The organism is Nocardia wallacei (assembly GCF_029869545.1).
In the GTDB taxonomy this organism is placed as follows: Bacteria; Actinomycetota; Actinomycetes; order Mycobacteriales; family Mycobacteriaceae; genus Nocardia; species Nocardia wallacei_A.
In genome coordinates, this window is the sequence record NZ_JARWQD010000289.1 from 18,367 (window position 1) to 36,125 (window position 17,759).

At 71.0% G+C, this 17,759-nt stretch carries 18 protein-coding genes; 1 reads left to right on the forward strand and 17 read right to left on the reverse strand.

Annotation, left to right across the window (positions count from 1 at the left end; translation table 11 throughout):
* Positions 1–4: 4 nt before the first annotated feature.
* The 11 genes from QH290_RS25230 to QH290_RS25280 form a co-directional block, all read right to left on the reverse strand.
* Positions 5–799 (reverse strand): inositol monophosphatase family protein, encoded by a 795-nt coding sequence (locus QH290_RS25230; protein WP_280385567.1) that lies wholly within the window; start codon positions 797–799, stop codon positions 5–7.
* A gap of 8 nt (positions 800–807) precedes the next feature.
* The gene (gene phnE, locus QH290_RS25235; protein ID WP_280385569.1) at positions 808–2,529 is read right to left on the reverse strand and encodes a phosphonate ABC transporter, permease protein PhnE; all 1,722 of its coding nucleotides are present in this window, start codon (positions 2,527–2,529) and stop codon (positions 808–810) included.
* Positions 2,530–2,534: 5 nt separating this feature from the next.
* Positions 2,535–3,350, reverse strand: a complete 816-nt coding sequence (gene phnC / locus QH290_RS25240; RefSeq protein ID WP_280385572.1) for a phosphonate ABC transporter ATP-binding protein — start codon at positions 3,348–3,350, stop codon at positions 2,535–2,537.
* A 19-nt stretch (positions 3,351–3,369) separates the two neighbouring features.
* The gene (locus QH290_RS25245) at positions 3,370–4,308 is read right to left on the reverse strand and encodes a phosphate/phosphite/phosphonate ABC transporter substrate-binding protein (protein ID WP_280263377.1); all 939 of its coding nucleotides are present in this window, start codon (positions 4,306–4,308) and stop codon (positions 3,370–3,372) included.
* 125 nt (positions 4,309–4,433) lie between these two features.
* A complete protein-coding gene (locus QH290_RS25250; protein ID WP_280385574.1) occupies positions 4,434–5,663 on the reverse strand; it encodes an alpha-D-ribose 1-methylphosphonate 5-triphosphate diphosphatase in 1,230 nt (409 codons plus the stop codon).
* Positions 5,660–6,406: an ATP-binding cassette domain-containing protein gene (locus tag QH290_RS25255; RefSeq protein WP_280385576.1), complete on the reverse strand. Its 747-nt coding sequence runs from the start codon at positions 6,404–6,406 to the stop codon at positions 5,660–5,662. Before QH290_RS25255 ends, QH290_RS25250 begins: the two co-directional genes overlap by 4 nt.
* 5 nt (positions 6,407–6,411) lie before the next feature.
* Positions 6,412–8,277, reverse strand: coding sequence for an alpha-D-ribose 1-methylphosphonate 5-phosphate C-P-lyase PhnJ (locus QH290_RS25260; protein WP_280385578.1), 1,866 nt, complete (start codon positions 8,275–8,277; stop codon positions 6,412–6,414).
* A complete protein-coding gene (locus QH290_RS25265; RefSeq protein ID WP_280263368.1) occupies positions 8,277–9,398 on the reverse strand; it encodes a carbon-phosphorus lyase complex subunit PhnI in 1,122 nt (373 codons plus the stop codon). Before QH290_RS25265 ends, QH290_RS25260 begins: the two co-directional genes overlap by 1 nt.
* A gap of 1 nt (position 9,399) precedes the next feature.
* Complete coding sequence (phnH, locus tag QH290_RS25270; protein WP_280385580.1) at positions 9,400–9,975, reverse strand: phosphonate C-P lyase system protein PhnH; 576 nt, start codon at positions 9,973–9,975, stop codon at positions 9,400–9,402.
* Complete coding sequence (locus QH290_RS25275) at positions 9,975–10,412, reverse strand: phosphonate C-P lyase system protein PhnG (RefSeq protein ID WP_280263364.1); 438 nt, start codon at positions 10,410–10,412, stop codon at positions 9,975–9,977. Before QH290_RS25275 ends, phnH begins: the two co-directional genes overlap by 1 nt.
* Complete coding sequence (locus QH290_RS25280) at positions 10,409–11,173, reverse strand: GntR family transcriptional regulator (RefSeq protein WP_280263362.1); 765 nt, start codon at positions 11,171–11,173, stop codon at positions 10,409–10,411. Before QH290_RS25280 ends, QH290_RS25275 begins: the two co-directional genes overlap by 4 nt.
* Positions 11,174–11,336: 163 nt before the next feature.
* Between QH290_RS25280 and QH290_RS25285 the strand changes: the two genes are divergently transcribed.
* Positions 11,337–12,872 carry an aldehyde dehydrogenase family protein gene (locus tag QH290_RS25285; protein ID WP_280263360.1) on the forward strand — a complete coding sequence of 512 codons (1,536 nt, stop codon included), beginning with the start codon at positions 11,337–11,339 and terminating at the stop codon, positions 12,870–12,872.
* Between the two features lie 6 nt (positions 12,873–12,878).
* On the opposite strand, the gene QH290_RS25290 is transcribed toward QH290_RS25285, so the two are convergent.
* The 6 genes from QH290_RS25290 to QH290_RS25315 form a co-directional block, all read right to left on the reverse strand.
* Positions 12,879–13,235 carry a YbaY family lipoprotein gene (locus tag QH290_RS25290; RefSeq protein WP_280385582.1) on the reverse strand — a complete coding sequence of 119 codons (357 nt, stop codon included), beginning with the start codon at positions 13,233–13,235 and terminating at the stop codon, positions 12,879–12,881.
* Between the two features lie 2 nt (positions 13,236–13,237).
* Positions 13,238–13,498, reverse strand: a complete 261-nt coding sequence (locus QH290_RS25295) for a hypothetical protein (protein ID WP_280263356.1) — start codon at positions 13,496–13,498, stop codon at positions 13,238–13,240.
* 2 nt (positions 13,499–13,500) lie between these two features.
* Entirely contained in the window at positions 13,501–13,767 is a 267-nt protein-coding gene (locus QH290_RS25300) for a hypothetical protein (RefSeq protein WP_280385584.1), read from the reverse strand.
* Between the two features lie 26 nt (positions 13,768–13,793).
* Positions 13,794–14,972, reverse strand: a complete 1,179-nt coding sequence (locus QH290_RS25305) for a M12 family metallopeptidase (RefSeq protein WP_280385586.1) — start codon at positions 14,970–14,972, stop codon at positions 13,794–13,796.
* 324 nt (positions 14,973–15,296) lie between these two features.
* Positions 15,297–16,727, reverse strand: a complete 1,431-nt coding sequence (locus tag QH290_RS25310) for an ABC1 kinase family protein (protein WP_280385588.1) — start codon at positions 16,725–16,727, stop codon at positions 15,297–15,299.
* Positions 16,724–17,683: a DUF1702 family protein gene (locus QH290_RS25315; protein ID WP_280385594.1), complete on the reverse strand. Its 960-nt coding sequence runs from the start codon at positions 17,681–17,683 to the stop codon at positions 16,724–16,726. Before QH290_RS25315 ends, QH290_RS25310 begins: the two co-directional genes overlap by 4 nt.
* Positions 17,684–17,759 lie beyond the last annotated feature (76 nt).

Sequence of the window (17,759 nt, forward strand, 5' to 3'; positions counted from 1 at the left end):
TGCGTCACCCTCGAATGAGGTCGCACAGTTCGTCCGCGAGTTCCGGGGTGGCCGCCACGACCCCGCTCCAGCGGCGGGTGAGGTCGGTATCGAAGGCGATCGGGCGGCCGTAGGCGTCCACGACCGCCCCGCCCGCGGCACCTACGAGGACCGTCGCCGCCGCGATATCCATCAGCCGATGCGTATCGCTGCCCGTGTCGACGAAGGCGTCCACGGCACCCGTCGCCACCAGGGCGGCGTCCAGGGTGCTGCAGCTGAGGATGCGAATCCTGGTGGCGGCCCGGGCAACTCGCGACCAAGCGTCCCAATTGCGCGGGTGCGGGCGCAGCATCGACACCGCCGACTCCCCCACCGATCGCCGCCCGCTCGTGCCGAAGGCGGGGCGCCCGGCGGCCGCCCACCAGCGCTCGCCGGTGTGCAGCCAGACGGTCATCGCCTCGGTGAACTCGCCGTCGACGGCGACCGCGGCGCTGAAGCACGCCAGCGGCACCCCGGCCGCCGCGTTGGCCGACCCGTCCACGGGATCGATGACCAGGCTGACCGCGGAGCCGACATCGATCCAGCCCCGTTCCTCCGACAGCACGTTCACCCCGGCGGCGGTGGCCGCCGCGATGACGGCCTCCTCCACCAGCACGTCGATCAGCATGGTGGGGGTGCCGTCGGCGCCGTCCATGGCCACGGCCGCGAGCTGCGCGGGCGAATGGTTCGCCAGCGCCTCCCCGTACGCCTCCAGTGCGGCGTCCGCCGCGGCAAGGAGCGCCGTATCGGCGTGTTCCCCAATGTATTTCGTACTGATCATGTGTCTCCTCACGATGTGGCGCGGCGTAGCCACATGGCCACGCCCTCTACCGCCATCACCACGGCGAACACCATCAGCACGATCGTGGTGACCACGTCGAACTGCAGCACCCTGGTGGCGTTGATGAGGTAGAAGCCGATTCCGCCCGCGCCGACCACGCCGAGCAGGGTGGCGGCGCGGATGTTGACGTCGAGCTGATAGCACAGGTGCGCGATGAGCGCGGGCGCGCACTGGCGCAGTGTCGCGGCGCCGAAGACCTGCACGCGGGTGGCGCCGGTGGCCGAGACCGCCTGCTGCACGCGCACATCGGTCTCCTCGAGGGAGTCGGCGATCAGCTTGCCGAACAACCCGATGGTCCCGACGGCGAGGGCCAGCGCACCGGCCTGCGCGCCCAGTCCGGTGATCACGATGAACAGGATCGCCAGAATCAGGTCCGGGATGCCGCGCACGGTGACGATGGCCATCCGGAACGCCCGGGCCACCCGCGGGCTCGGCGCGACATTGCGAGCCGCGAAGGCGCCCACCGGAAGTGCGATCAGGAATCCGAGAAACGTTGCGGCAAGCGCGATCTGCACCGTGACGAGCAGCTGATCGACCAGCTCGCCCCAGATCCCGCCGCTCGCGGGCGGGAAGAACAGGCCCAGCGTCTGCGGCAGCGTCGACAGCCCCTCCCCGATCCGCGACAGCTCCAGATCGGCTCCGCGCACGGCGGCCACAAGCACCACCACCGTGACGGCGGCATAGCAGGCGCCGCGTATCCGCCCGGCCGTCCACGGCGGGCTGATGCGGTACCGCCCGTCGGGCGCGACACCCGCGGATTCGCCTGTGGCCCACCCGTTGTCGGCCCGCCGCAACCAGGCGGTGAAGCGGCGCCACGGCCCGCGCCGGGCGGTCGCCGCCGGGCCGAGCAGCGCGCGGCGCACCGCCCCGGACAGCAGCTCCACCGCGACGCACAGCGCCAGCACGAACAGCGCCAACGCCAGCGCCCGCCGGTACTGCATGGTGCGCGTCGCCATCGACAGTTCCATGCCGAGCCCGCCGACGCCCACATACCCCAGCAGCACCGAGGTCCGCAGATTGATATCGAAGCGGTGCAGCGCGGTCGCGACGAACGCGGGCAGCGCCTGCGGTAACACCGCGCCGGTGAGCTGCTGCGCCCACCCCGCGCCCGCCGCCCGCAGCGCGTCGCGGGGGCCGGGCGCGGTGTCCTCGATCGCGTCGCCGTACAGCTTGCCGACCATGCCGACCGAATGGATGCCCATGGCCAGCACACCGGCGAGGGTGCCGAGCCCGAACAGCCGCAGGAACACGATGGCCAGCACGATATCGGGAATCGCCCTGGCCACCACGATGATCGCGCGCGCACCCCAGCGCGCGGGCACACCGGGCGTGGTGTTGCGCGCCGCCGCGACCGCCACCGGCACACTGAGCAGCACGCTCAGCAGGGTGGCGCAGGCGACGATCGCCAGCGTCTGCCCGGTCATCGCCGCCAGCTCGCCGGGCGCCGGGAAATCCAGTGGGAGCGCGCGGGACAGGAAATCGGCGGCATTGCCGAGGCTGTCGGCGACGGTCGCGACATTGAGCCGCAGCGCCGCGACCGACCACACCGATGCCGCCGCCCACGCCACCAGCACCGCGGTGACACCGATCGCGGTGGCCGAGGGCCGCGGAATCGTCGGTGATTCGAATGGCCTTGCGGGCTCGGGTCTTTCGGGTGCGAGCACGGACACGGAGATCACACCGGCTGCGGGACCGCGGCGGCCACCGTGGAGTAGATGGACATGGTCTCGGTCCGGTCGATCGCCGACATCGGCTTGTCGACGACCACGCGCCCGGCGCGCAGCCCGACCAGCCGATGCCCCCACGACAGCGCCAGCTCGACCTGGTGCAGGCTGCACAGCACCGTCAGGTCGTCCTCGGCGGCGATCGCGGAGATCAGCGCCATCACCTGGGCGGCCGATTCCGGGTCCAGCGAGGCCACCGGCTCGTCGGCCAGCAGGATCCGCGGCCGCTGCACCAGCGCCCGCGCCACCGCGACGCGCTGCTGCTGGCCGCCGGAGAGGGTGTCGGCGCGCTGGAACGGGCGGTCGGCCAGGCCGACGCGGTCGAGCTGCTCCATCGCCGCCCGCCGCACCGACTTCGGGTAGGTGAACAATCCCAGCCGCGGCCCGCGCAGCGACCCCAGCGCGCCGGTGCACACGTTCTCCAGCACGGACATGCTGCCGACCAGATGGAACTGCTGGAATACGAAGCCCACCCGGCGGCGCAGCGCCCGCAGCTCCCGCCCGCCCGCCGCCGCGACGTCGCGGCCGAGGACCGTCACCGCCCCGGCGTCGGGGGTGTGCAGCCCGTCGACCAGCCGCAGCAGCGTCGACTTGCCCGAGCCGGACTGGCCGAGCAGTGCCACCACCTCACCCGGGTGGATCTGCAGCGAGACGTCCGCCAGCGCGCTCACTCGCGGACCGAAGTTCTTGTGGACGCCGTCGAAGACGACGGCGGGGGCCAGGACGCGATCGATCGTCGCGCCCAGCGCCCGGTCCGGATCGGACATGACGTTCTCCTCCGGCAGATCAGGAATTGCAGGCTTGCGCTCGGGTGACCTTGCAGACCTGCCGGACACCGTCGTAGAGCGAATCCTGAACGGGGACATAGCCGTACTTCACGCCGTCGGGCAGCGCGCAGTCCGCGCCGGAGCAGCGACCGGCGGCCGTCAGCGCCGGGATGTTCAGCTGGTCACGGAAGATCGCGGTCAGCTTGTCCTGCAGCGGCGCCGACAGCGTGGTGCTGATCGCGATGGGGCTGGTGGGGATGGTCGGCGACCGCCAGATCACCCCGACATCGCCCGGCTTCAGCTGGCCCTTGTCGGGCATCGTCTTGTCGACGATGGTGTCGTAGGCGAACCCCGCGTCGCACTGACCGTTCAGCACGGCCAGCACCGAGGCATCGTGCCCGCCGGCGAACACGGGGGTGACGTCCTTCTCCGGATCGATGCCCGCCTCCTTCAGCCCCGCGGACGGATACAGGTAGCCCGAGGTCGACGAGGGATCGACGAAGCAGACCTTCTTGCCGCGGAAATCGGCCAGCGAGGCGATGGGTGACCCCGCCTTGGTGATCGCGTAGGAGACGTAACCGGGTTTGGCGTCGGCGGCGTCGACGGGCGCCGCGATCGCCGTCGTCGGCACGCCGCTGTCCTTGGCCATCGCGTAGGAGAACGGCCCGTATCCGGCGATCTGCACCTTGCCCGCGCGCTGGCCCTCGATCACACCGGCGTAGTCGGTGGCGTTCTGGAACTGCACCTTGTGACCGGTCTCCCGCTCGATCACCTCGGCCACCAGCCGGTACTGCTGCTGCAGGCTGCCGGAGTTCTCCGAGGGAATCGAGGCCAGCACCAGCGTGTCCGGATCGCCGGTGCTCGTGTTGTCGGCGCTGGAACCGCAGCCGGTCAGGCCCAGCACCGCGACCGCGGTCGCGGCGGCGACCCCGAGGGAGCGGAAGATGTTGCTACCCATGTGACGTTGACTCCTTTGTTGCCCGTTCCCCGCCACCACGACGGTCCGTGACGGCCGTGTCCGGCACGGCAACCAGCGGTTAACCGCAGCGGAATGGCTGGGGGCGGGTGCCGTGGGTTGTCGGTTCAGTGCGCGCGCAGCACCGCCCGCACCACCGGGCATTCGTGCTCGAGGCCGACGAGGATCAGATCGGCCCGCCGCTGCGGTTCGAGGGTGCCGCGATCGGTGAGCCCGACCGCCGCCGCCGGTCCCGCGGTGACCAGGGATACGGCCCGGGCCAGCGGCAACGTCGCATCGCCCGCCAGCATGAATACGGCCGCGAGCAGCGCCGACGGCAGATAGTCCGAGGCCAGCGCCGTCACCAGCCCCAGGCGCGCCAGCGTCTGCGCGGACACATTGCCCGAATGCGATCCGCCGCGCAGGACGTTGGGACCGCCCATGATCACCGCCATCCCCCGGGCCCGCGCCTCCCGTGCCGCCTCCTCGGTGGTCGGGAACTCCGCGACCGCGCCGCCGCGCCCGGCCAGGTCCGCGATCTCGGCCGCGGATTCCGGATCGTGCCCGAAGATCCGCGCCACGCCGGTCGCGGCCTGTCCGGCCAGCCACCGCATGGAGTCCTCGCGCACCGCCAGGTTCGCGGCGCGTTCGCGGGCGATCTCGTCGACCTGCGCGCGGGCCTCCTCGGCGGACAGACCCTGCATGGTGGCGAGGTAGGTCTCGTAGTAGGTGCGGTCCGCGTACTGTCCGATGCCGGGCGTGTGGTCCTCGTGGGAGATGACCGCGGGCACGTCCGAGGTGAATTGTCCTCGGCCCGAAGCCTTTTCGACGTGATCGGTCAGTGCCGCCAGGCCCGGCGCGCAGCGCACGTCCAGCCGGTGCAGCACCCGGTGGTCGACCAGACCCGCCGTCTCCCGGTCGTTCCAGACCGCGATCGCCTCGCACATGTCCAGCGCCGACTGCACGCTGCGCCTGTCGCGGGCGGTCTGCCGATTGGAGAACGAGGCGCCGTGGAAGACCGTGGTGATCCCCGCCGCCCGCAGCTTGCCCTCGAACGACATCATCGAAAACAGCCACGGCAGTTCGGCTCCCGGCCGCGGCAGCCGCTCGCGCTCCAGCCCGTCGGAGTGCACGTCGACCAGGCCGGGCAGGCACATCAGCCCGCCGCCGTCGACATCGGCCACGGTCCCGGCCCGGCTCGGCCCCACCTCCGCGATCCGCCCGTCCCGCACCACGATTCGGGCGTCGTCGAGCACCCGGTCCGGTAGCACCGCCCGCACATGCCCCAGCACGTAGTCGCGGGGCGACTGCGGCAGCGACCAGGCGGGCCGGTCCAGGGTGTCCAGAATCGCGTTCATGCCGCGACCCCCAGCACCTCGGCGGGGCTGCCGTGCTCGGCGACCAGCCCCTCGCTGAAGCGGAGGACGCGGTCGGCGAGGCGGTGCATGGCCTCGAGGTCGTGGAAGACCGCGAGCACGGCCACTCCGTCGGCGGACAGGGCGGCGATGAGGTCCAGTGCCCGATCGCGATTGGCCGGGTCGAGTGCCGACACCGGTTCGTCGAGCAGGAGCAGGCGCGGCGGGTGCACGGTCCCGGCGGCGATGTTCACGCGCTGCCGTTCGCCGCCGGACAGCACGCCGCAGTCCACGTCCCACAGCGTTTCGTCCAAGGCCAGTCGTCGCAGCGCCGCAGCGGCCGCGTCGCGGGCCTCGGCGCGGTCCAGCCCGCGTCGCCGTCCCGCCGCCGCCACGACCTCGAGCGGCCCGGTTCGCGGTGGCGCGGAAAGGAATTGGGAGACATAGCCCAGCTCGCGGCCGCGCAGCCGGGCCATCTCGCGATCGCTGAGCGCGGTGATATCCACGGGCCCCGCGGCCGTTGCGAGTGTCACGGTGCCCGCATCCGGCAGATAGCTGCGGTAGACGCAGCGCAGCAGGCTCGACTTCCCGGCGCCGCTGGGTCCCGCGAGGGCCACGTGCTCGCCCGCGGCGACGTCCAGGTCGATGCCGCGCAGCGAGGTCACCGTGCGGCCGTCGATGGTGTGCAGCGTGAAGGTCTTGTGCAGTCCCCGCACCGACAGTACGGGGGGTGGGGCGGTTGTCATTCGAGTCACCTCCGGGCCGCGGCGACGAGCCGCTGAGTGTAGGGGTGGTGCGGATCCTGGAACAGCTGATCGGTGAGCCCGCGCTCGACGACGCGGCCGACGTTCATCACCAGGCAGCGGTCGGTGAGCGCCTCGATGACCGCGAAGTCGTGACTGACCACGACGGCCGCGGTATCGCGCTCGGCGAGCAGCTTGCGCAGCAGATCGAGCACCCCGGCCGCGACCGAGGCGTCCAGGCCGGTGGTCGGCTCGTCCAGCAGCAGCACGCGCGGGTCGGTGGCCAGCGCCTTGGCGATCTGCACGCGCTGGCGCATGCCGCCGGAGAAGGTGTGCACCGGGTCGTCCATGCGGGCCAGCGGCACCTCCACCTGCTCGAGCAGATACGCCGCGCGGTCCCGGATCTCGTGATAGTTGCGCCAGCCCGCGGCGGTCAGCCGTTCGGCGACATTGCCGCCAGCGGAGACGGTCATCGTCAACCCGTCGGCCGGGTTCTGATGCACCAGGCCGATCGTGTCGACCCGCAGTGCCCGCCGGGCCGCGGCGTCGAGCCCGAACACGTCGGTGCGGCCGCCGTCCACCGAGGCGAGGAACATCGAACCGGCCGTTGCCTTTTCGTCGCCGACCAGGCAGCGCAGCACCGTGGACTTGCCGGAGCCGGACTCCCCGATGAGCCCGAGCGCCTCGCCGGGGGCGACATCGAAATCGACGTCCCAGGCCGCCACGACCGCGCCGGTCGCCGGGCTGATCGCGGTGCCGGTCCGCGGGCCGGTGCCCGGCACGGCGGCCGCGCCGCCGGGACCGTGCACCTTGCCGACACCGCGGGCCGCCAGCGTCCAGCCCTGCTCGGTCGCCGGGACCGCGGCGTGCGGGGCGGCGCCGTGGTCGCGCGGTGACGCGTCCCGGCGCGCCCGTGCTCGCCGCGCCGGATCGGGCAGGAACCGCAGGGGAGCGTGCGCGGCATGGCGGGCCGCGTCGACGTCTCCGTCGAGAGTCCTTGTGCACCACTCGATATCGCTGCACGCCACGCGCCCGCCCGGCGCCTCGACCAGGAAGGTGTCGGTACTCCCGCAGCGCACGCAGCGCGGGTCGGCGGCGACCTCCACCTCGAACGGCACGTCGTCGAAGGTCAGCGGCCGCACGTCGGTGTGGGGCGGGACGGCGAAGATGCGCTTTTCCCGGCCCGCGCCGAACAGCGTCAGGTGCGGGGAATCGTCGAGGCGGGGCACATCCCAGCGCGGGATCGGCGTGGTGATCATGACGTAGCGCCCGTCGACCAGTACGGGATAGCCGGTGCTCTTGGTGATCACGCCGTTGCGGACGATGTCCTCGTACAGGCTCACCCACATCATGGAGTAGTCGGCCTCGGCGTGCATGCGGGCGCATTCGGCCACCGACTTCTGCACTCCGCGTAGCGGTTCGGCGACCGGCACCTGCAGCACCAGGGTCTGGCCCGCGGCCAGGGGCTCCTCCGGAATCCGATGGCGGCTCTGCACCACGGTGGCCTCGCGGCTGTCCTGAGTCTGCTCGCACCCCTCGCTGGCCACGATCAGCCGCCGCAGATTCGTGGCGTTGACGCCGTCGTCGTCGCCCTGGTCGATGACCTTGACGGTGTCCTCGGCGCCGATCAGCCCGAGGGTGACCTGCAGTCCGCCCGAGCCCCAGCCGCGCGCCACCGGCATCTCGCGCGAGCCGAACGGCACCTGATAGCCGGGCACGCACACCGCGGTCAGTGTGGCGCGGCGGATTTCGCGTTTCGACCCCTCGTCGAGAATGCCGCGCCGGGTCGCCGCCGCGTCGATCTCGGTGAGCAGTGCTGTGGTGGAGGATGTTTCGCCGGCCGGGCGGTCGGTGGTGGTCAGCACGTCGGTCATCAGCAGGTCCTTCCGATGGGTTCGGCCGTCCGCTCGGCCACGGGATCCACCGCGCCGTCGACGCCGCGCACCGCGCGCTTGCGGTCGGTCATGGAGCGGAAGGTCACGTAGTGCGGGAGCTTGAGATGTTCGAGGAAGCCGCACGAGTCCAGGCCGTCGGTGGTCAGCAGCAGCACCTGTTCCAGGCCGTCGGTATCGCCGAAGCGGCGGCAGGCGATGTCGAGGTTGGCCATCGCGATGGCCTTGCGCTCGTTGTGGCCGAAGCACAGCCCGTAGCCGATATCGAAGCGGCTGCGATCCTCGTCGACACCGTCGAGATCCTCGATCGCCTCGCATTCGCTGCCGCGAATATCGCCGATCCGCACCGGATTTCCGGTGTGCGGGTGCCGGATTCGCACCGGCATCCGGCCGTGGCGCACCTCACCCAGCGTCACCTCGTGCAGATTGCCCTCGGGCCCGCGGATGGAGCGGTACCACGTGTTGACCAGGGCGCCGGTCTCCGCGCGGGCCATGGCGGCCAGGGTCGCCGAGCGCGGCGCGGGCGGGCGGGCGGGTTGGCGGGCGATATCGAACGGCGGTGTGTGGTGGCCGTTCGCGGGCCGGTGGTCCACCAGCAGGTCCATCTCGCGCAGCATGTCGGAGAACCGGCGCGGATGCGGTTGGCGGACAGCGCGTTCGGTGGTGTTTGGGGCCCCGGACGAGGCCGCGGTGGGCGCCGGTTCCGCTGTGCGGTCCAGCATGCGGCCGGTGTAATCGCTGGTGCGGCCGAGCAATTGGGGACCGTCGGGCGTGCGGTGCGCGGGCACGATGCGGCGCAGCACGGTCATCTCGTCCGGATCGATCGGCTCGCTGACGGCCAGCCGCGGCAGCGTGGACGCGTGCGCGCGCACCAGATGCGAGGCCTCGATGATGTCCCCCTCCGCCTGGCGCAGGGCATCGGCGGCGGTGTCCTCGTCGTAGAGCCCGCCCTCCCCCATCACCCGGTCGACGGCCAGCCGCATGCGGCCGGTGATCTGCGCGGTCGTCAGCGGCGGGGCCGGATCGGCATCCCTGGCGCCGCGCACCAGCGACTCGGCGGCGAGGACCGCGTCGAGTCCGCCGCGTGCTCCCGAATATCCCATGTCAGTTGGCCTTTCCGAATTCGGCGAGGGTGGTGCGGGGCACCCCGGCGAGATCACCCGCGGCGTCGACGAACAGCAGGTCGACGCCCGCGGGGAAGGTCGCGGTCAGTTCCCGGCGGGCGGCCCAGAACTCCGCGCCGACGGTGGGCGCGAAGTCGAGCGACTCCCGGACACCCGGCCCGCTGAGCAGCGCGGACGGGCCGCCGTGCAGCGCGTCGACCGCGCAGATCACCGTCGCCCCGTCCTCCGGCCGCAGCGCGGTGCCCACGGCTACGGCGCGCAGTTCGGCGGCCGTGACGGGCCGCAGCGCGGTGACGTACGCGGCGGCCTCGAGCGCCGCCACGGGAGCGCCGGTCGCCACCGCGACGGACTCGACCCATTCCTCGCCGCCGAGCAGATGAATCCGGGTCTCGAGGTCGGCCAGCGCCAGGACCGGCAGCAGCGCCGCGGGAAACTCGGTGGCGGGCAACGAGACCGCGACACCCGGCCGGGCGAACGCCGCCAACACCGCTCGGTAGACCTGTTGGGCCTGAACGGGATTCAGCCCCGCGCCCAGCGTCGCGCGTGTGTCGGTCATCAGGTCAGCTCCTCGAAGTGAACGATGGTGGGCGCCAGGCGATCCCATTCGGCGAGTTCGGCCTCGTGCCGGTCGCGCTCGACCCGGGCGCACAGCTCGAGCACGGCGCGGGCCTGGGGCCGCCCGGCCTGCACCTCCGCATCGCAGACCGCCGCGGCCAGCGTCGCGGCGCGGTCGTCGCCCATCCGCACGGCCCATCCGCGCGCCCCGGCGAGTGCCACCTCGGCCCGGCAGGCCAGCACGTCGCCGAGGAAGAAGCGGTCGTAGGCGATCGGTTCGCGCACCTGGGCGGCCACGGTGCCGACCTCGGGCGCCGTGAGCACCGTCGGCTCGGCACCGTCGGCCAGGCAGGCGTCGGCGAGTTCGATCAGGTCGCTCGGCGCCGCGACGGCGAGCAGCTCGGCCACCCGCTCCCGGCTGTAGGCGTGCACATTCATTGCTGGACAACCCCTTTCGTCACCATCGCGTTCTCGGCCGCGGCACACGGCTCGGAACCGATCTCCATCACCACCCGCACGGCGTCCCCGCGCATCCAGGCCTTGCTGTATGTGAGGGCGCGGCCGGTCTCCGCGTCCCGGTTGACGCTCTCGACCACCCACACCGGCACCGGCGAGATCAGCCGCAGCGTCTTCTGCACGTCGGCAGGCGGCAGGTCGGAGGCGGCGCGGCACCACGACCGCACCGAGCGCACATGGCCGATCTGCCGCAGTACCTCGTCGAGGGATTCCTCCACGCGCATCGCATCGGCCAGCTCCGGCGCCGCGGCGTGCAGGATCCACTCGGATCCGAGCGCGGCCACGACGTCGTCGATGAAGCTGAGCCGGGTCATGTGGTGGGCGATCGTCCCCTCCGGTACCTCCAGCCGCCGCGCGCAGTCCGCGGGCAGCGGCGCCACGGACTGTTCGAGCACCACCGACCGCGGCACCGCCCCGGCGGCACGGACGGTGTGATGCCACGAGGGGCGGCGGTCGTGGGCGATGACGTAATCGATCGGCGAGCTGACGAACGTCCCCGAACCCTGCACGCGGCGCACCCGCAGCCGGCGTTCGAGCTCCTGCACCGCCGCGCGGGCCGCCGCCCGCCCCACGCCGAACCGCTTCATCAGCACGTGCTCGCTGTCGAGCCGCGTGCCGGGCCGCAGCTGCGCGATCTCGCTCTCGAGCTGGTCGGCGATCGTCTGATACCGGTGTTCGGGCATGCCACGACCCTGGCCGCCCGAGTTGTACGGACAAATGCCCGTCAGGTAACCGGCGCTGTAACGCAACTGAACATGCAAGGAAGTTGTTCGCGGCGGTTTACACCCCCGACCCCGCCCCGTGCGGTAATAATAGAACACGTTCCAATTCGAGGAGGAGAGAATCATGGCCATCGTCCACTCGATCGCGGCCGCCGACGGGCGCCGCCGGCTGACCCTGGACAGTCCGGTGGATCGGCAGCGCATCGACGAAATCGACGTCGCCACCGCGGCGGATGTGGACGAGGCGGTCGCGCGCGCCCGCGCCGCGCAACCGGAGTGGGCCGCCCGGGATGTCGCCGAGCGCGCCCGGATCCTGCGTCGAGCGGTGGATGTGCTCGTCGCGCGCCGCGACGAGATCATGGACACAGTGCAGGCCGAGACCGGCAAGCCGCGGGTGGAGGCCATGGCGGTGGAGATCGTGCCCTCCTGCGACTTCCTCACCTACTGGAGCGGCCGCGCCCGCCGCGATCTGCGCCCGGAACGCCGCAAGCTGCACGGCTACCTGCGGCCGCTGAAGAAGCTCTACATCAACTACCAGCCGCTCGGCGTGGTCGGCGTGATCACCCCGTGGAACGGGCCGTTCGTCCTGTCGCTCAATCCCGTCGTCCAGGCCCTGCTGGCCGGAAACACCGTGGTGCTCAAGCCTTCCGAGGTGACGCCACGATCCGGCGAATGGGTGGTGCGGATACTGCACGAGGCCGGTGTGCCCGCCGATGTGGTCCAGGTGCTGCACGGCGACGGCGAAACCGGTGCCGCGCTGGTGAATTCGGATATCGACAAGGTGTGCTTCACCGGCAGCGTGGGCACCGGCCGCAAGATCGCCACGGCGTGCGCGCAGCGGCTGATCCCGTGCACGCTGGAGCTGGGCGGCAAGGACGCCATGATCGTCTGCGCCGACGCCGATCTCGAACGCGCCGCCGCGGGCGCGGTGTATCTGTCCATGTTCAACACCGGCCAGGTGTGCATGAGCGTGGAACGGATCTACGTGGTGGACAGCGTGGCCGACGAGTTCATCCGGCTGGTCTCACAGCGCGCCGCGACGGTCACCTACGGTCCCGGCGGCGACACCGATATGGGCCCGCTGTTCTGGGACCGCCAGATCGACGTGGTCTCCCGGCATGTCGACGACGCCAAGGCCAAGGGGGCCGACGTGGTCGTCGGCGGCGCCCCCGCCGCGGGCAACGGCCTGTACTTCCAGCCCACCGTCGTGCTCGGCGCCACCCACGACATGGAGGTGATGACCGAGGAGACGTTCGGGCCGGTGGCGTCCATCATGCGGGTGCGCGACGAGGAGGAGGCCATCCGCCTCGCCAACGACAGCCGCTACGGGCTCAGCGGCTCGGTCTTCACCAAGGACGCCGCCAAGGCCCGGCGCATCGCGGCCCGGATCACCACCGGATCGGTCGTGCACAACGACGCGGCCGTCATCTACGGGGTCCCCGAGGCGCCCTTCGGCGGCCGCAAGAACAGCGGGGTCGGCCACGTCAACGGCACCGACGCCCTGCGCGGCTTCACCCACGCCCAGCCGATCCTCATCGATCGGTGGCAGACCAAGGCCGAAAGCCTCTGGTATCCCTACTCCGACAAGACGATTCGCAGCCTGGAGGCGGTCGTCCGCCACGGCTTCGGCAACCGCGTCCTGCGCCGATTCCTGTCCTGAGCGCCCTCAAACCTCCCGCACCCGGACCCGGACGCGGTCCGGATGCCCCCGGGTGAGGACCGGGATGCTCTCCACCGAGACCTGGTCGCCGGACTTCACCGCTCCGCTGCCGGTCGCGTCGACATGCACCCGCACCTGGTAGTGCGCGCGCGGATCGACCGCGGCGACGGTGATCTCGAAGCGCAGGGTCTCCCCCGGTTTCACCGTGACGTCCGCGAGGTCGAGACGAGCGACCTCGACCGCCGCGGCATCGGCGCGGCCGACATCGGAGATCGTCACGCGCACGGTCGCATCCGACCGCGGCGTGGCGCTCGCGTCGAACACGATCTCACCGCTCACGACGGCCGAGGCGCTCGTCGTCACCGTCAGCCGTTCAGCACGGCGTAGCGCGCCTCGAACGTGACCGGCACGTTGGTCACGTTCCGGACCTCGATGAACCACTTCACGAGGTTGGCGGCCTGCCGGGTATTACGGATCTTGCATTCGATCTGAGCGCCGCCGTCGACCGCGGGTGCGGTCGGCACGACCATCCAGGACACGTTCTGCGCGGCATTCCAGCTGTGTGTGAACCAGCTGCGCGTCTGTCCTGCGTTCACCGTTCCGGTGAACTGGGTTCCGAATTGCATTGCTACCCCTTGTCGTTCATCATCGGCCCGGCATCCGCCGACCCGGTGTCGGCGCCCGCGCGGGCGCGCTCGATCTCCTGCACCAGCCATGCGGGCGGTGCTCCCATATCGGCCGGGCCGCCGTTGGCGCTGTCGCCGACCATCGCGTCGGCCGCCGCGACGGCGCTGCTGCCGCCCGCGTCGTACACGTCGCCCGCACCGGCCCGGGCCGCGGTGGTCATGACCGACCCCGCCGCGGGCGACACCTCGGTTTCGATGGTGATTCGCATCGTTGTCTCCTTCCCGATTCCCCGGCTCACGCCCACCGGTCGCTCCAGCCGAGGACGTCGTAGCGCGCCTCGACCGTCACCGGATACGACTGCAGGTTCCGGATCTCGACGAAATACTTCAGCAGCCGGTCGGTCTGCCGGGTCAGCTGCACGTGCCATTCGATCTGCGCGGGCCCGTCGACCGGCGGCGCGGTCGGCACACACGTCCAGGCGACGAACCAGTACGCGGGCCAGCTGTGGGTGAACAACCGCGCCGTGGAGTTCGCGGCGACGGTGGTGGTGAATTGCGTTGCGCTCCAGGACCGGCTCGGTTCCAGCTGCGGATACAGCGCCCGCACGGCGGCGATGTCACCGGCGCTCAACCCGTTTCGCTGCCCGATCGTCTCACCGTGCAGGGTCTCGATGGTGGTGCGCCCGTCGATGCCGAACGCGGTCGGACCGTAGTGCATGAGCGACCCGAAGTCGTAGGCGCCGATATCGTCGCCGTCGACGATGTGCTGATTGAAGTTGTGTTCCTGACCGGCCTGAATGTTCTCCCACAGAATGCGCACATTGCGGGCCCGATCCTCCCGGCTCTGCTCGTGCCACAGCCCGACGGCATGCCCGACCTCGTGCACGGCGGCGCCGAAGCCGCACCCCGCGGCCAGCGAGATCACCTGCTGCCCACCTTGCATGCCGACCGACGACCAGCACCCGTCGCGCACCTCGAAGGACACGAAATTCGGGTACCGGTCGGCATTGGCCGCGGTGCGCTCGACGAACCGGATCCGCGTGTGCTGCTCCCAGTGCGCGAGCGCTGCCCGCACCCGATCGCGCAGCGACGCCACCGTGGTGTAGGGCACCAGGCCGCCCGGCCATCGGTAGCGCTGCCCGGTGATGCCGATGCCGTGCGCGATCTGCGCGTCGGCGGAGGCGTTGCCGCTCACCGACATTCGATCGCGCGGCACCCCTTCCATCTCGTACCGGATCCGGTCGAGCTCCGCCGCCGTCCCCAGCATGATGTCGCCCTCGAAGAAGGCGAGATCGTCGATCACGGAGTACTCCACCGGCTTGATCGTGAAGGCCTGAATACCGGTGACATAGCTGTTGCGCACGTCCTTCGACGACCGGAACATCAGGTCCTCGCAAGACTTTTCGGCCGTGCCCACGGCCGTGGCCGCCGCCGTATCCTCATACGCCAGCGACGACCCAGGATTGTCTCCCATTTCGTGACTCCCTTGGACGAATCGATACTCGTCAGGAGACGGACGGCCGCTGCGACGCTGTAGATTCCCCCGGTGCTCCCGATGAGCACGTCTCAGTGTTCTCCGATGCGGCACGGATGTCGCGGGCCTTCGGTCCTCAACCGGTCAGAGGCCCTTGACGGGCTGTTCCGCCGCTCCCGGGCGATCACCTCGTGTGTTCGGCTTCTTCGGCCCCCGCCCTGGATCCGGTCGCGATGGCTCGAGTCCCGGCCTCCCGCCGAGTGAACGCAGTACGCACACTACCGACATCCACTCCGGTTCAAGGGCTTTGCCGCGAAAAGGGGATCAATCCGCGGGCAGGACGACTCCGCGGGCGGCGGCCTCGGCGGCGACCTCGTCGGGATAGATATTGCGCAGCAGGTACAGGTCGCGTCCCAGCTTCCAGCCGGGCGCCAGGGTGAGGGCATACCGTTCGAAATAGCCGAGTTGCTTGCCCAGCAGGATCAGCGGCTCCGGACCCGTCACCCCGCGGTCCTTGCCGAAATCGAGCAGCCGCGAGGTGATCGTCTTCAGGTCGAGGTTCGCCAGTTCGCCGGAGAGTATGGGGCCCAGCACGATCGCCAGCTGCATTCCGATCGCCGCGTCGTCGCCGCTCTGGCCGGGGAACAGGTCGAGTTCGCGCATGGCCGCGGCGACGGGGGTGAAATCGCCGTCGAACGCGCTGGCGTAGAACATCGCCCGCACCAGCCTGCGCCACGGCTCGGACATCGTGCCGACGATGCCGAAGTCCAGGACGCCGAGGCGGCCGTCGTCGAGCAGCCACAGGTTGCCCGCGTGCACATCACCGTGGAACAACCCGTGCACGCACACCCCCTCCAGCCACATCTTGACCAGCCGCCGGATGATGATCTCGGGGTCGTCGTGGGCGGCGGCGACCGCGTCGGATCGATCCAGGGGCACCCCGTACAGCCGCTGCATGCACAGCACCGTGCGACCGCAATACCGCCAATACACCTCGGGCACAACAACGTTCTTGTTGTCGCCGAAGGCGGTGAGCCCGGTCGCGATGCGGGTCTGATGGCGCGCCTCGACGAGGAAGTTCAGCTCCGCCACGGTCACCTCGTACAAATCGCGGACGACCCCGACCGTGTTGGCGATCCGGGCGGGCTCCGACCATCGTTCGAGCAGCCGTGCGAGCAGCAGGGCGGCGCGCAGGTCCACGACCATCCGCCGGGCTATTCCGGGACGCTGCACCTTGAGTACCGCCTCCCGCCCGTCGGGGAGTACGCACGCGTGCACCTGCGCCACCGACCCGGCGGACAGCGGGGTGTCGTCGAAAGCGGTGAACAGGTTGCCGATCCCGGTGCCGAGTTCGCGCTCCACGACGCGGCGCGCGGTGGCCGCCGGAAACGGGCGCACATCGTCGAGACACCGCAGGCACGCCTGCGACAACTCGCGGGGAAACGCCCCCGAGGACGAGGCGATCAGCTGGCCGAGTTTCACGAACATCGGACCCAGCCGCTCGAATCCGTCCACGATCCCCTCGGCCGCCGCCGCGCGCCGCGAGATGCGCGGTGAACGCCACCCGGATGTGATTGCGTGCCAGGCGATCCGGCGCAGGGTATAACCACCCAGCACCACCGCGATGGTGACCATGCGCAGCGCCTCCACCGCCCCGAAGACGTCCAGCCGCGGCCGCTCGACGGCGAACGCCTCGGGCGGCGGCATGTGGTCGCACTCCGAAGCGGTTGCGGGCGAGGCGAATTCGGCCGTCATGCGGTTCTCGCCGCGAGATCGGCGAATTCGGACCGTATCCGGGTGCGCCACAGCTCGTAGCCGGGCGATCCCGTCGGCTCCGCGGGCGGTTCGGCCGAGGTCTCGGCCAGTGCGGCGATGGACTCCACCGAACCGCCGCACACGACATCGGCCGCCAGCTCGGTGTTCTCCGGCACGTACCGGGCGTGCTGCCTGGCCTTGATGCCCATGACCGCACCGACGGCCAGATCCGGGGCGTACTCGCCCGCCGCACGCACCAGCGTCTGCAATCGGGCGCGCGGCTGACCCCCGAGATAGGCTGCCACCACCCCCACGCCGCTCCACACATCCGCGCGCCGGTCGTCGTCGAAACTGTTGGCGGACACCGCGATCGCCTCGTAGTCACCCGCGTGGTAGAAGGCGACGGCGCGGCCGAGGCCCTGATCGAACGCACGGGGGAAGTAGTCCGGGAATCCCTCCCACGGAAAGCGCGGGGGGCGGCGCTGGTCGATGAGCCAGCGCTTCGGATCGAAGAAGGCCCGGTCGAACGCGTAGCCGTCGACCGCCAGCCAGGTCAGGTGTGCCAGCAGCGGATTCGCGTCGAACCGCGGCAGCGCACGCTGCCACAGCGCGCGCGGCAGCCGCGACATCACCAGCCCGAACCCGATGTAGGCGATCATCGAATGCGGCTCGCCGTGCCCGCGGACGAACCTCTCGGCGCGCCGGGTGCGCCCGAACGCCAGCAGATCCCGCAGCGCCAGCGCCGCGACCGCGCCCTCGTAGGCCAGGCTACGATACAGCGGATCCACCCACTCGAGCCGCGCGGCCACCTCGTCCGGATCGGCGATATCGGCGCCGTATTCGAAACCTTCCAGCACCGCGCGCGACACCCCTTCGTACCGGCGGCTCACCGCCGTGGCGGCGACCGGGAATCCGCGGACGGCGAACTTCATATCGTTCATCGACGGGGACGGCACCGGCCGGCGCGCCCCAGTCAAGGCGGGGCCCCAGGTACTAACACAATAACACGATGCCCGTGGAGGGCAACCGGAC

Bases quoted from the DNA above. Each gene is read 5' to 3' on its own strand.
- QH290_RS25300 (WP_280385584.1), bottom strand. From the start codon at position 13,767: ATGCGAATCACCATCGAAACCGAGGTGTCGCCCGCGGCGGGGTCGGTC.
- QH290_RS25305 (WP_280385586.1), bottom strand. From the start codon at position 14,972: ATGGGAGACAATCCTGGGTCGTCGCTGGCGTATGAGGATACGGCGGCG.
- QH290_RS25295 (WP_280263356.1), bottom strand. From the start codon at position 13,498: ATGCAATTCGGAACCCAGTTCACCGGAACGGTGAACGCAGGACAGACG.
- QH290_RS25250 (WP_280385574.1), bottom strand. From the start codon at position 5,663: ATGAACGCGATTCTGGACACCCTGGACCGGCCCGCCTGGTCGCTGCCG.
- QH290_RS25230 (WP_280385567.1), bottom strand. From the start codon at position 799: ATGATCAGTACGAAATACATTGGGGAACACGCCGATACGGCGCTCCTT.
- QH290_RS25285 (WP_280263360.1), top strand. From the start codon at position 11,337: ATGGCCATCGTCCACTCGATCGCGGCCGCCGACGGGCGCCGCCGGCTG.
- QH290_RS25260 (WP_280385578.1), bottom strand. From the start codon at position 8,277: ATGACCGACGTGCTGACCACCACCGACCGCCCGGCCGGCGAAACATCC.
- phnH (WP_280385580.1), bottom strand. From the start codon at position 9,975: ATGACCGACACACGCGCGACGCTGGGCGCGGGGCTGAATCCCGTTCAG.
- QH290_RS25280 (WP_280263362.1), bottom strand. From the start codon at position 11,173: ATGCCCGAACACCGGTATCAGACGATCGCCGACCAGCTCGAGAGCGAG.
- QH290_RS25245 (WP_280263377.1), bottom strand. From the start codon at position 4,308: ATGGGTAGCAACATCTTCCGCTCCCTCGGGGTCGCCGCCGCGACCGCG.
- QH290_RS25265 (WP_280263368.1), bottom strand. From the start codon at position 9,398: ATGGGATATTCGGGAGCACGCGGCGGACTCGACGCGGTCCTCGCCGCC.
- QH290_RS25310 (WP_280385588.1), bottom strand. From the start codon at position 16,727: ATGACGGCCGAATTCGCCTCGCCCGCAACCGCTTCGGAGTGCGACCAC.
- phnC (WP_280385572.1), bottom strand. From the start codon at position 3,350: ATGTCCGATCCGGACCGGGCGCTGGGCGCGACGATCGATCGCGTCCTG.
- QH290_RS25275 (WP_280263364.1), bottom strand. From the start codon at position 10,412: ATGAATGTGCACGCCTACAGCCGGGAGCGGGTGGCCGAGCTGCTCGCC.
- QH290_RS25255 (WP_280385576.1), bottom strand. From the start codon at position 6,406: ATGACAACCGCCCCACCCCCCGTACTGTCGGTGCGGGGACTGCACAAG.